Origin of the sequence: Shewanella indica, from assembly GCF_033842865.1 — a bacterium.
Classification (GTDB): Bacteria; Pseudomonadota; Gammaproteobacteria; order Enterobacterales; family Shewanellaceae; genus Shewanella; species Shewanella indica.
This window is the reverse complement of record NZ_JAWXXR010000001.1, coordinates 762,100-774,110: the sequence shown is the minus strand read 5'-3', so window position 1 is coordinate 774,110 and position 12,011 is coordinate 762,100. Positions and strand designations below refer to the sequence as shown.

The window sequence follows — 12,011 nt, the reverse complement described above, 5'->3', positions numbered from 1 at the left end:
ATGCGACAACGAAGAAATTGGAAATTGAATGATAAAAGATCCTCATTTTGAGCGAGAACAAGATAAGTACGACAACCCCATTCCCAGCCGGGAATTTATATTGGAATATCTGCGCTCGCAGACCTCTCCCCTGAATCGTGAGCGGATCGCCACGGCCCTCAACATCTCTGACGAAGAACAACTCGAGGCGCTGCGGCGTCGGCTGCGTGCCATGGAGCGCGATGGTCAGCTGGTATTTACCCGCGGCCAGTGTTATGGCCTGCCGGAGCGGATGGACTTGATCCAGGGCACAGTGCTGGGCCACAGAGATGGCTATGGCTTCTTCCGTCCCGACGAAGGCGGCGATGACCTGTTTATCAACCATGGCGATATGCTCAGGTACTTCCATGGCGACAAGGTGTTGGCGCAGAAGGCCGGGGTTGATCGCAAGGGACGCCGCGAAGCCCGCATAGTGCGCCTGGTCGCCGAGCGAACCGCCGCCTTGGTGGGGCGTTTCCATGTCGATTGCGGCATGGCCTTTGTTATCGCCAATGATAAGCGTATTACCCAGGAAATATTGATAGACAACGCCGATCGCAACGGTGCCCGTCAGGGTGATGTGGTGGTGGTAGAGCTTACTCGCAGGCCGGGGCGCTATGTCAAAGCCGCCGGTAAGGTGGTCGAGGTGCTGGGTAAAGAGATGGCTCCGGGAATGGAGATAGAGATTGCCCTACGCAACTATGATCTGCCCCATACCTGGTCTGCCGCCATCGAGAAGAAACTGAACAAGATCCCCGATGAAGTGCAGGAACAAGATAAGTTAGGTCGGGTTGACCTGCGACAACTGCCCTTGGTCACCATAGACGGTGAAGATGCCCGCGACTTTGACGATGCCGTCTATGCCGAGTGCAAGCGCGGCGGCGGTTGGCGCCTGTGGGTGGCCATTGCCGATGTCAGCTATTATGTACGTACTCAATCGGCACTGGATCAAGAAGCCCGTGCCCGAGGCAACTCTGTGTACTTCCCGTCACAGGTGATCCCCATGTTGCCGGAAAAGCTCTCCAACGGCCTGTGCTCCCTGAATCCGGGAGTCGACCGCCTCTGTATGGTGGCCGAGATGACAGTATCGGCGGCGGGTAAGTTATCCGGCTACAAGTTCTATCCGGCGGTGATGCATTCCCACGCCCGCTTCACCTATACCCAGGTGGCGGCCATGCTGGAAGGCGAAGAAGGCCTGGAAGAGCATAAGCCTTTATTGCCGCATCTCAAGGTGTTGCAGGAATTGTATCTGGCGCTCGATAGCCAGCGGGCCAACCGTGGCGCCATCGCCTTTGAGACGCTGGAAACCCAGTTCATCTTCAATGAGCAGCGCAAGATAGACAAGATAGTGCCCAGAGCCCGTAATCAGGCGCACAAGATCATTGAAGAGTGTATGATCCTCGCCAACGTGGCGGCGGCCAAGTTTGTTAAAAAGCACAAGGGTGAAGTCCTTTATCGGGTGCATGAAGCGCCATCCGAGCAGAAGCTGACTCAGTTCAAGGAGTTTCTGGCTGAGCGGGGGCTCTCCATGGGCGGCGGTCTCGAACCCGAACCCAGTGACTACCAGGCGCTGATGGAAAAAGTACAGGGTCGCGCCGATGCCGAACTTATTCAGGTGATGTTGCTGCGCTCCATGCGCCAGGCGACTTACACACCGGACAATGAAGGCCACTTTGGTCTGGCGCTGGAGGAGTATGCTCACTTTACTTCGCCGATTCGCCGTTATCCTGACTTGGTGTTGCACAGGGTGATCCGTTACCTGCTCGCCAAAGAGCGTGGCGAAGCGAGCGACAAGTGGACCCCGGACGGTGGCTATCACTATCAGCTCGATGAGCTGGATCAGCTTGGCGAAGAGTGTTCCAACACTGAGCGCCGCGCCGATGAAGCCACCCGTGACGTCTCCGACTGGCTCAAGTGTGAGTTTATGCAGGACCATGTGGGTGACACCTTCGATGCGGTGGTGGCTTCCGTCACCAGCTTCGGGCTGTTTGTGCGCCTTAATGCGCTGTTTATCGACGGCTTGGTGCATATCTCTACCCTGGGCAGCGACTACTTCCAGTATGATCCCATGCGCCAGCGCCTGATAGGTGAGCACTCAGGGCAGATCTACCAGATTGGCGATCCTGTGACAGTTAAAGTCGCCTCGGTCAATCTGGACGACAGACAGATAGACTTGCTGATGGTGGACGAAGAGGGCCGCAGCCAGCGCCGCAAAGGCCGCAGCAAGAGTAAGCCGCTGACCGCTCGGGAAAGGGTCAATATTGAAGGAGCCCGCCGCTCGGCCAAGGCACAGAAACCGGCAGGTAAAGGGAGCGCCAAGTCTAAGTCCACAGGCGCATCCGCCAAGAGCAAATCAACCAAGGCTGCCGGCAACGCCGGGGCGAAAAAGCCCAAGGCAGCCAAACGAGTCAAGAGAAAGAAGTAAATGAAAAAACAGGAACTGGTGTTTGGCATTCACGCGGTCGAGTCTTTGCTGAAACACGCTCCGGAGCGGGTATTGGAAATGTGGCTGCTCAGTGGTCGTCAGGATGACAGGATCAAGCCCTTGTTGGAGATGGCGGCTCAGTGGGGCATTCGCCCCCAGCAGGCATCCCGCAAAACACTGGATGACAAGGCCGAAAGCTCTCAGCATCAAGGGATCATCATCCGGGTACGTCCGGCCAAGGTCTTGACCGAAAACGATCTGGAAGCCCTGCTGGACAAGACAGACTCGCCATTTTTGCTGATCCTGGATGGCGTCACAGATCCCCACAATCTGGGGGCCTGTCTGCGAAATGCCGATGCCGCCGGGGTTCACGGCGTCATAGTGCCTAAAGACAACTCCGTGGGACTGACGCCGACCGTCAGCAAGGTGGCTTGCGGCGCGGCCGAGACAGTGCCGCTGTTTCAAGTGACCAACCTGGCGCGTACCATGAAGCGTTTGCAGGAACGGGGTGTGTGGATTGCCGGCACTGCAGGCGAGGCCGACAGCACCCTGTTTCAGGCAGACCTCAAGGGAGCTCTGGCCATTGCTATGGGCGCCGAAGGCAAGGGACTGAGACGCCTGAGCCGTGAAAGCTGCGACACCCTGATCTCTATTCCTATGGCGGGCAGTGTTTCCAGTCTGAACGTGTCGGTGGCGACCGGCATCTGTCTGTTCGAAGCCGTTCGTCAGCGCCTCTAACTGCCGAGCGTGACTAGCTCTCTTTGGGATACGGGCGGTGAGCTGCACGGCCGTACCGGCCCGTATCCCAGACAACTGCAACAAGGCTATCTGGGTGAAATCTATGGCATGGCGTTCTTCGAGCGCCTCGGCCGGGATTATCATTGTCAGGCAACTGAGAGCCAGTTAACAGCAAGCCAGTTAACAGAAATCCACTTAACTGAAAGCCAAGCCGTGTTTTCTCTACTGTTCAAGGTGGAGCAATATACTGCCAAGGCTTTGCTGAAACTGCTGCCTGAACTGACTAGTCTGGACGAGGCATTGTTGGAGCAAGTGCGCATGCAAGCGCAGAAAGAAGTGGACAGTTGGCTTAAGCTTCCCTGGCATGAGCTGCTTGCGGCGCTAAGCCTCTGGGTTGAACCTTACCAGCAAAAATATGCCAAGTGGGCGGATGATGCCGAGATCAACTCTGAGTACGGCGCTGCCTTTCGTCTATTGGAGCGGCATGAAACCGCCATCTATCGCTATCTGCAGGCGCTTGAGCGCGGTGACAAGCGTTCAGCGTTAATCCTGGAGTGTTTTCTTGGAGCTCTTTAGTTGAAAGAGCTCTTCAAGCGAGGGAGTTACTGAAAGGTATAGAGCAGGTTGAAGGTGGTGATGGTATCTGTCTGTCTACTGCCTTCCGGCACCACTTCTGTATATTTGACGTTAAAGCCTATTTTGAAGGCCCAGTCCTGAAACAGGGTATTTTTATAGCCCATGTCCAGCGCCAGGGTGTTGTTGTTTTCGCCCACCTCGGCGGTCAGGTCGGCAGTGAAACTAGTGTATTCGTGGATTTTCTGCTCGAACTTAGCCGCGGTTCGCAGGATCACATCCTTTTCGGCCACAGGGTCCGGAGCGGCATCGGTTTCCTTGGGCATGTTGTATCGGTAACCCGGGCCGACTTCGAAGCTCAACTTGGTACGACGGGTACTGATGGCATCGAAACCATAACCACTGGACGCGGTATAAATTTCTGTGTAAGAACCGAACTTGTCCCAGATAAATTCGCCGCGGCCGAAGATATAGCCGCCGTTGAGTTTGTAGTTGGACTGCAGTTGCAGATTGTACTTCTCGGCAGTGGTTTTTTCAGAGTCAGAGGCGAAATAGGCCTTGAGGGTTCCTTCCTGTTTGGCGTTTTCCGTGTCGTAAACCAACTTGGTGCGACCATTGAAACTGCTTGAGTCTGTGTTACCAGTGTTGAGCTGAAAGCCGGCCTCAATTTCTGCGGTGAAGTCGCTCGGAGGCTCGCGATAATCCGGAGGCACCAAGGCCCACGCCGAAGTCGGTAGCGCAAACAATAACGCCAATACAGAGGATCTTGTCATTATTCTTGTGTCTTTTGCTGTCACTGCCATAAATTTAGCGTCACATAATACCTGCTGATGGGGCCGAGGCAAAGTTATTGCTTGAGTTTACCGCGGCCTTTATGTACTATTTCGCGCCTAATTCAGTCACATTAATTTTCGTTCCTTGCCTCCATTTGGTCTGACTGAGCCAACCACGAGGCTAGATAACCGTAAGGAGCACTAAATGCGTCATTACGAAATCGTATTTATGGTTCACCCTGATCAGAGTGAACAAGTACCAGGTATGATTGAGCGCTACACAGGTGTTATCACCGAAGCTGGCGGTCAAATCCATCGTTTGGAAGACTGGGGTCGTCGCCAACTGGCTTACCCAATCCAGGATCTGCACAAGGCTCACTATGTTCTGATGAACGTTGAGACTACTGCAGAGTCTGTTGAAGAGCTGGAAACTGCTTTCCGTTTCAACGACGCCGTTCTGCGTAGCCTGGTGATGCGCACTAAAGCTGCCATCACTGAAGCATCTCCAATGGCCAAAGCTAAAGACGAGCGCGATTCACGTCGCAGCGCCGTTAGCGAAAAAGCTGCTGAAGAAACCCAAGAAAACGCTGAAGCAAGCGCTGAGTAAGTTTTTCTGTGACCACCAATCACTTGGTGTTGTCCGGTACCGTCATTCGGTCCAGACACTTTGATAGCCCGGCTGGAATACCTCACACGGTACTTCAACTGGAACACAGGTCGCAGCGTTTCGAGGCCGATTTGCCCAGAAACGTCTACTGCCAACTTCAAGTGATATTGAGTGGTGAACGCTTCAAGAGCGTAGCAGACAAGCTGAAAGCGGGTGTGGATATCCAAGTCAGTGGTTTTCTGGCTCTACAACAGAGTCGCAATGGCCAAAGCCGACTGGTGTTACACGCCGAAAATGTCGAATTGAAAAATTAGGAGACTGTCAAATGGCACGTTATTTCCGTCGTCGTAAGTTCTGCCGTTTCACTGCTGAAGGTGTTACGGAGATCGATTACAAAGATATCGCTACTCTGAAAAACTACATCACAGAAAGCGGTAAGATTGTTCCAAGCCGTATCACTGGTACTTCTGCCAAGTATCAGCGTCAACTGGCTCGCGCTATCAAGCGTGCTCGTTATCTGTCACTGCTGCCATACACTGATCTGCATCAGTAATCGGCACTGTTCTAGCTAGAGGAATTGATAATGAACGTTATTCTGCTTGATAAAATCGCAAACCTGGGCAACCTGGGTGACCAGGTATCAGTTAAGGCCGGTTACGCTCGTAACTACCTGCTGCCAAAAGGCAAAGCTGTTGTTGCCAACGCTGAGAACGTAAAAGTTTTCGAAGCTCGTCGTGCTGAGCTGGAAGCCAAACTGGCTGCCGACCTGGCCGCTGCCACTGCTCGTGCAGAGCAGATCTCTGCTCTGGAAGCGGTTGTTATCGCTTCTAAAGCCGGTGACGAAGGCAAGCTGTTCGGTTCTATCGGTACCCGTGACATCGCTGATGCAGTAACTGCTGCCGGCGTTGAACTGGCCAAAGCCGAAGTACGTCTGCCACTGGGCGCTCTGCGCACTACTGGCGACTTCGAAGTTGAAGTTCAGCTGCACACTGAAGTAAAAGCTGTAGTTAAAGTAACTGTTGTTGCTGAAGCTTAATCCCGGCTTTTACCAGAAAAACACCGCCTTCGGGCGGTGTTTTTTTATGCCTGTTTGGTCGCTGAGTGCCTCGGGGGCCCCCCTTTCTTCTTTGCCTGCGAATGCCCAAATCAAGCATCTATTACCAGCACACCTTCACTACTATATAGTCGCTTGTTCACGTCGCTATTACAGCGGCATTGATTGAAGATTTGTTATCTTTGGTAGAACCTCTGTTGACTTGATTGCCGATGACTACAGAGACGAAAACACCCGCCGGGGCGGGTGTTTTCAGGGGTATTGCAGATTAGTGGCTATCAGTTGCGCACCAGTTCCAGCTCTTTGAGCAGGTTGTCGGCATGATCCACTTCATCCATCATCCACAGAATGTAGCGGATATCCACGTGCACGGCGCGGGTGATGGTGGGGTTGAAGTACCAATCTTTGGTGATGGCTTCATAGGTGGAGTCAAAGTTGAGGCCAACCAGCTCGCCCTTGCCGTTAAACACGGGGGAGCCTGAATTGCCTCCTGTGGTATCTACGCTGGAGAGAAAGTTAACCGGTACAGAGTTGAACTCGGCGGGGTTATCCAGGCAGGAGAACAGGCGGCACAACCAGCTGCGAGGATCCTGATACAAGTGCTGCACCTTATGCTCGCCCAGTCGTCCCTGCTTGATGGCATCCAGCAGCTTCTGCGGTGCATTGTAGGGCTCGACACCTGTGTGCTTGGCGACTATCCCTTCCAGCTTGGTAAAGGGTTGCTTGTAGAGCGCATCACGGGACTGATAGCCATCGACCATACCATAGCTGATCCTTAAGGTGCCGTTGGCATCCGGATAGACAGGCTTACCCATGGCCTTGTTATAGGCAATGATCGCCTTCATGTAGGCGGGGCGGGCGATGGACAGCTTACCGGCCAGTTCCTTGTCGGCTTTTTCCTGCGCCATATTGGTGTCGTACAGGGCTACTGCCATGCGAATGAAGGGATCGCTGCTGCTCTCGAAGGCTTCCGGCTTGGCCAGCATCCAGTCGAGGCGTTTTTCTGGGTCGGTCAGCTCGGTCAGGGCATACATGCCTTCGAGCTTGTCGCCCAGGCTGATACCTTGCTCGGGTGTCAGCAACTGATCCATCACGGCGACCCGGTTATCCTGCGCCAGGTAGGCGTCGATATCCATCTGCCACAGTGTCTTGTCGACGCTGATATCGAAGCTGGAGTCAAGTCGCTTGAGACGGGCGGCGAACATCTTCATGTCACGCTCTTGATAACCCGCTTCGCGCTCGGCATCGGGTTTTTGGTTTTCTTTGGCCAGGCGATAAAGCTGCTTGGCGGCGCTGAGCAAGGCACTGGATTGAGCGTTGTCAAAATAGTAGCTCTGCTGATACTTGTGCTGTTGCTCGGCCAGCAGTTGTTCGAGCTCACTTAGTTGCGCCATCAGCGGCTGTGCGTCTTTATCTTTGGCCAGCCAGTCGCGGAAGGCATTTTCCTCGACCTGCTTGATGGCGGCGATGTCAGTGGCGTGGAAGCCATCCAATAAGCCGTTGAGTTTTTTCATCCGGTTGGCCATGCCGGCCAGAGTCCCGGCATACTTGATGGCGATATCCTTGTCGGAAGCGCCCATGCCCTCAATGGTGTCGATTTTGGCCTGATAGCGGGCGGCTTGGGTCGGATAGAGCCAGTCGCTGGCGAATCTCAGCTCTGAGGTCAGGCGGTAGCGGCTGGTTGAACCCGGGTAACCGGCCACAAACACGCCATCACCGGCCTTAACGCCATCGGCATTGACCTTGAGGAAGCTCTTGGGCTGATAAGGCACGTTATCCTCGGCATAGGCTGCCGGTTTGCCATCCTTGCCGACATAAGCCCTGAGGAAGGTAAAGTCGCCGCTGTGACGAGGGTATTCATAGTTATCTATGTCGCCACCGAAACCGCCAACACTCTCGGGTGGCGCATAAACCAGGCGCACATCGCGAATAATCAGCTGTTTGATCAGGTAGTATTCAAGTCCATTGTGGAAACTACGTACTGAGCAGCGGTAGTTGTCGTCGGCTTCACACTCTTTGACCAGCGCCTTGCTGTTGGCCTGGATGGCTTCATAACGCGCCAGTGGCTCGCTCGGCAGGTTGGCCGTTATCTTATCTGTGACATCTGTGACCGCCTCGGTGACATAGAGGCGCTCGTTGGGACCGGCCAAAGGCTCCAGGCGTTGTTCTTTGGCCAAAAAGCCGTCGGCCAGATAGTTGTGTTCTTTGGTGCTGTTGTATTGGATACCCCGATAGGCACAGTGATGGTTGGTGACAACCAATCCTTGGGGTGAGACGAAACTGGCGGTACAATAGCCGAGGCCCACCACGGCGTTCATGGGGTACTTTCCTAGATCGGCCAGTTGCTCTGCCGGGATGGCGATGCCGCGCTCACTGAGCTTGTCGGCAATAGAGGGCATTTGGTAAGGTTGCCACTGCCCTTCATCGGCTATGGCGAGGCCGGAGGTCAGCGCCAAGGCTGCAGCCAATGCATTGCGCATGTTCATTCCTTATTTATTGTTAGTGTCCGTTTGGATATGAAAAACAGGTGATTGTAGGTGTAAAATTCCTGTTCTGATTGAACCGGGTTTTATATCACATTTTGCCTGATTGTTGGAGAGTTGGAGATTTATGCAACAGCAAGGTGCCTTTAAGGCCAAAGATAAGCGAAGAGACGTCCAGGTTGACGCGCTCAAGCTGCCCCCCCACTCCATTGAGGCGGAGCAATCCGTGCTCGGGGGACTAATGCTGGATGCAGAGGCCTGGGACAAGGTGTCCGAGGCCGTGGTCAGAGAAGACTTTTACTCCCGTTCCCACAGGCTGATTTTCAGTGCCATGCAAAAGCTGGTTGAAAACGGCCAACCCATAGATTTGATTACGGTTTCAGAACAACTGGAGCTGACTGACGAGCTGGAAGATGCCGGTGGTTTTACCTATCTGGGGGAAATCGCCAAGAATACCCCCAGCGCCGGTAACATTCTCTCCTACGCCGAAATCGTGCGCGAGCGTGCTGTGGTGCGGGAGATGATCCGGGTAGCACATGAGATTGCCGACGCAGGTTATAATCCTGAGGGGCGGGACTCAGGTGCTTTGCTGGACTTGGCCGAAACCAAGGTGTTCAAGATAGCCGAGCAGCGTGCCAACGCCAACGAGGGCCCGGAGGGGATTAAGAGCATCCTCGAAAAAACGGTCGACAAGATTGAGCAGCTCTACAACAACCCGCACAACGGTGTGACCGGGGTATCCAGCGGCTTCTCCGATCTGGATAAGATGACCGCAGGTTTCCAGTCCGGTGACCTGGTTATTGTCGCGGCCCGTCCTTCCATGGGTAAGACCACCTTTGCGATGAACCTTTGTGAATATGCGGCGCTCAATGAAGACAAGCCAGTTCTTATCTTCAGTCTCGAGATGCCCTCGGAACAGATCATGATGCGTATGTTGGCGTCGCTTGGCCGGGTGGACCAGACCAAGATACGTACCGGCCAGCTGGATGATGATGATTGGGCGCGGGTGTCATCCACCATGGGGATCATGCTCGAGCAGGGCAAGATGTATATCGATGACAGCTCGGGCCTGACACCGACCGAAGTGCGCAGCAGGGCCAGGCGTATCGCCCGGGAATACGGTGGTCTGTCCATGATCATGGTCGACTACCTGCAGCTGATGCAGGTGCCGGCATTGGCCGATAACCGGACCCTGGAAATTGCTGAAATCTCCCGCTCGCTCAAGGCCCTGGCCAAGGAGCTGGAGATCCCGGTGATCGCCCTGTCGCAGCTGAACCGCTCATTGGAGCAAAGGGCCGATAAACGCCCGGTGAACTCTGACTTGCGTGAATCCGGCTCTATCGAGCAGGATGCGGACCTTATCATGTTTATTTATCGTGACGAGGTGTATAACGACGATTCGCCCGATAAAGGCACGGCAGAGATCATCATAGGTAAGCAACGTAACGGCCCCATAGGCCGGGTCAGGCTGACTTTCCAGGGGATGTTCTCCCGCTTTGACAATTACGCCGGTCCGCAATTTGAAGAGGACTAAACCTCTGCGGACGGTTTTCCCGGCGCGGCCAGAGAGCGCGCCATCCAATCCAAGATTGAAGGTAAGCTTTGAAACCCTTTCCCAGAGCAGAGATTAGCAGCCGGGCGCTGCAACATAATCTGGCCAGGCTGCGTGAGATCGCGCCCGCCAGCAAAGTTATTGCTGTCGTCAAGGCCAACGGCTATGGCCACGGCTCACTGAACGTGGCCAAGAGCCTGAGTAGTGCCGACGGCTTCGGTCTGGCGCGGCTCGAAGAAGCGTTGGAGCTCAGGGCCGGTGGTGTAACGGCCAAGCTGTTGTTGCTCGAAGGTTTTTTTCGCAGTACTGAGTTGCCTCTACTGGTTAAGCATGACATAGACACAGTGGTGCATCATGAGTCGCAGTTGCAGATGCTGGAGCAGGCCAAGCTGGATAAGCCGGTAACTGTGTGGCTCAAGGTCGACAGCGGCATGCACAGATTGGGTTTTCGCAGCGACGAGTTTAGCGAGGTGTATCAGCGGCTGCTGGATTGCCCACAAGTGGCCAAGCCCATCAATCTGATGACCCATTTCGCCTGCGCCGATGAGCCGGACAATGATTATACCCGCGAGCAGTTGGAGCATTTCAACCAGCTCACCGCCGGGTTGGATGGCGACCGTAGTCTGGCCAACTCGGCCGGTGCCCTCTATTGGCCCAGCAGCCAACAAAACTGGATCCGCCCGGGTATCGCCCTCTATGGGGTGTCGCCTGTGGTCGGTGACAGAGGCGCCAATCACGACCTGCAACCGGCTATGAGTCTGGTGTCACAGTTGATAGCCGTGCGCGAGCACAAGGCCGGAGAGAGCGTGGGCTATGGAAGCTTTTGGCGTTCATCAAGGGATACCCGCCTCGGGGTGGTGGCTATAGGTTATGGTGATGGTTATCCCCGCAATGCCCCCGAGGGCACGCCTGTGCTGATTAATGGTCGCCGGGTGCCTGTGGTTGGCAGGGTGTCGATGGATATGCTAACTGTGGATCTGGGGCCGGATGCCCGGGATGTAGTTGGTGATGATGCCCTCTTGTGGGGGCCGGCGTTACCGGTGGAAGAGGTGGCGGCTCATATCGAAACCGTGGCCTATGAACTGGTGACCAAGTTGACTCCCAGAGTGGCTGTCTGCCTCGATTGAGTCTGAATCATGCCATTGAGTTGGCAAATAATAAAGGGCGCCTCGGCGCCCTTTATTATTACTGTCCTTCGAAACAGATCTCTATGTAGGCCGAGCCCTTGGGAGCGACAAAAGGCATGATGATCTTCTTGCCCTGAGCCTGATGGGAAATCTTGTGACCTATGCCGGAAACCACCACAGGGGTGGCCATTTCAAACTCATAGCCCTTGTCCGACAGCAGGTTCTTGGCGCCGCCGGTCACCATATTGGTGATTTCCCCCACCAGGTCTGTCACTTCTTCATTGATATTGCCGGGGTTTTCTCCCAGCATATTTTGCATTATCTCCAGGATCAGCCCTTGCTCAAAGGTGATCGACAGTGATCCTTTAGTCTGCGGGCCCACCATACCGATAAGCCCGGACACATCGCCCTTGGCCAGGTTGTCTGTCTTGAGTCTGGGCTTGCCCGGAGTCAACTGCATGTTGGCCATGGTGGAAACTACGTTGAGGAGTGACTGAAGAAAGGGATTGATAAAAGTGACATTCATGCCGGATTTGTTCCTCTTGCTGCCAAGGGATGCGAATAGTGTAAGGCTAATCCATAAGCGATTTGACTCCCGCCCACTGGATCACACTCTTATTAGCTTAGAACAATGGCTTGGGCTCTGTGGCGATTTCTTGCC

General features: G+C 54.5%; 12 protein-coding genes. 9 read left to right on the top strand and 3 right to left on the bottom strand.

Annotation, left to right across the window (positions count from 1 at the left end; translation table 11 throughout):
• Positions 1 to 28: 28 nt before the first annotated feature.
• Genes rnr through SIL79_RS03575 form a run of 3 tightly spaced genes read left to right on the top strand, consistent with a single transcriptional unit; the run spans position 29 to position 3,757 of the window.
• Positions 29 to 2,443, top strand: a complete 2,415-nt coding sequence (gene rnr / locus SIL79_RS03585) for a ribonuclease R (protein WP_039034470.1) — start codon at positions 29 to 31, stop codon at positions 2,441 to 2,443.
• A complete protein-coding gene (gene rlmB, locus SIL79_RS03580; RefSeq protein WP_071476838.1) occupies positions 2,444 to 3,181 on the top strand; it encodes a 23S rRNA (guanosine(2251)-2'-O)-methyltransferase RlmB in 738 nt (245 codons plus the stop codon).
• Positions 3,182 to 3,190: 9 nt separating this feature from the next.
• Positions 3,191 to 3,757 carry a hypothetical protein gene (locus SIL79_RS03575; protein ID WP_319618976.1) on the top strand — a complete coding sequence of 189 codons (567 nt, stop codon included), beginning with the start codon at positions 3,191 to 3,193 and terminating at the stop codon, positions 3,755 to 3,757.
• Positions 3,758 to 3,783: 26 nt separating this feature from the next.
• On the opposite strand, the gene SIL79_RS03570 is transcribed toward SIL79_RS03575, so the two are convergent.
• Complete coding sequence (locus SIL79_RS03570) at positions 3,784 to 4,527, bottom strand: DUF481 domain-containing protein (RefSeq protein WP_039034472.1); 744 nt, start codon at positions 4,525 to 4,527, stop codon at positions 3,784 to 3,786.
• A 205-nt stretch (positions 4,528 to 4,732) separates the two neighbouring features.
• Here SIL79_RS03570 and rpsF point away from each other — a divergent pair, with 205 nt between their 5' ends.
• The 4 genes from rpsF to rplI are packed head-to-tail and all read left to right on the top strand — an operon-like array spanning position 4,733 to position 6,170.
• On the top strand, positions 4,733 to 5,134 hold the full coding sequence (rpsF, locus tag SIL79_RS03565; RefSeq protein WP_025009342.1) for a 30S ribosomal protein S6: 402 nt from the start codon (positions 4,733 to 4,735) through the stop codon (positions 5,132 to 5,134).
• A gap of 8 nt (positions 5,135 to 5,142) precedes the next feature.
• Positions 5,143 to 5,448, top strand: a complete 306-nt coding sequence (gene priB, locus SIL79_RS03560) for a primosomal replication protein N (RefSeq protein ID WP_028779665.1) — start codon at positions 5,143 to 5,145, stop codon at positions 5,446 to 5,448.
• 11 nt (positions 5,449 to 5,459) lie between these two features.
• The gene (rpsR, locus tag SIL79_RS03555; RefSeq protein WP_025009344.1) at positions 5,460 to 5,687 is read left to right on the top strand and encodes a 30S ribosomal protein S18; all 228 of its coding nucleotides are present in this window, start codon (positions 5,460 to 5,462) and stop codon (positions 5,685 to 5,687) included.
• Positions 5,688 to 5,717: 30 nt separating this feature from the next.
• Positions 5,718 to 6,170: a 50S ribosomal protein L9 gene (rplI, locus tag SIL79_RS03550; protein ID WP_025009345.1), complete on the top strand. Its 453-nt coding sequence runs from the start codon at positions 5,718 to 5,720 to the stop codon at positions 6,168 to 6,170.
• 296 nt (positions 6,171 to 6,466) lie between these two features.
• Here the strand turns inward: rplI and SIL79_RS03545 are convergent, their stop codons facing one another.
• Positions 6,467 to 8,668: a S46 family peptidase gene (locus SIL79_RS03545; protein WP_319618974.1), complete on the bottom strand. Its 2,202-nt coding sequence runs from the start codon at positions 8,666 to 8,668 to the stop codon at positions 6,467 to 6,469.
• 130 nt (positions 8,669 to 8,798) lie between these two features.
• Here SIL79_RS03545 and dnaB point away from each other — a divergent pair, with 130 nt between their 5' ends.
• Together dnaB and alr are read left to right on the top strand one after the other, a co-directional pair.
• On the top strand, positions 8,799 to 10,205 hold the full coding sequence (dnaB, locus tag SIL79_RS03540; protein WP_039034474.1) for a replicative DNA helicase: 1,407 nt from the start codon (positions 8,799 to 8,801) through the stop codon (positions 10,203 to 10,205).
• A gap of 68 nt (positions 10,206 to 10,273) precedes the next feature.
• Positions 10,274 to 11,350 (top strand): alanine racemase, encoded by a 1,077-nt coding sequence (gene alr / locus SIL79_RS03535; protein ID WP_215773480.1) that lies wholly within the window; start codon positions 10,274 to 10,276, stop codon positions 11,348 to 11,350.
• 58 nt (positions 11,351 to 11,408) lie between these two features.
• Here the strand turns inward: alr and SIL79_RS03530 are convergent, their stop codons facing one another.
• Positions 11,409 to 11,876 (bottom strand): chemotaxis protein CheX, encoded by a 468-nt coding sequence (locus SIL79_RS03530; protein WP_144220566.1) that lies wholly within the window; start codon positions 11,874 to 11,876, stop codon positions 11,409 to 11,411.
• Positions 11,877 to 12,011: the final 135 nt, after the last annotated feature.

Coding starts and splice junctions, on each gene's coding strand:
- rnr (WP_039034470.1), top strand. CDS start 29: ATGATAAAAGATCCTCATTTTGAGCGAGAACAAGATAAGTACGACAAC.
- rlmB (WP_071476838.1), top strand. CDS start 2,444: ATGAAAAAACAGGAACTGGTGTTTGGCATTCACGCGGTCGAGTCTTTG.
- SIL79_RS03570 (WP_039034472.1), bottom strand. CDS start 4,527: ATGACAAGATCCTCTGTATTGGCGTTATTGTTTGCGCTACCGACTTCG.
- rpsF (WP_025009342.1), top strand. CDS start 4,733: ATGCGTCATTACGAAATCGTATTTATGGTTCACCCTGATCAGAGTGAA.
- rpsR (WP_025009344.1), top strand. CDS start 5,460: ATGGCACGTTATTTCCGTCGTCGTAAGTTCTGCCGTTTCACTGCTGAA.
- rplI (WP_025009345.1), top strand. CDS start 5,718: ATGAACGTTATTCTGCTTGATAAAATCGCAAACCTGGGCAACCTGGGT.
- SIL79_RS03545 (WP_319618974.1), bottom strand. CDS start 8,668: ATGCGCAATGCATTGGCTGCAGCCTTGGCGCTGACCTCCGGCCTCGCC.
- dnaB (WP_039034474.1), top strand. CDS start 8,799: ATGCAACAGCAAGGTGCCTTTAAGGCCAAAGATAAGCGAAGAGACGTC.
- SIL79_RS03530 (WP_144220566.1), bottom strand. CDS start 11,876: ATGAATGTCACTTTTATCAATCCCTTTCTTCAGTCACTCCTCAACGTA.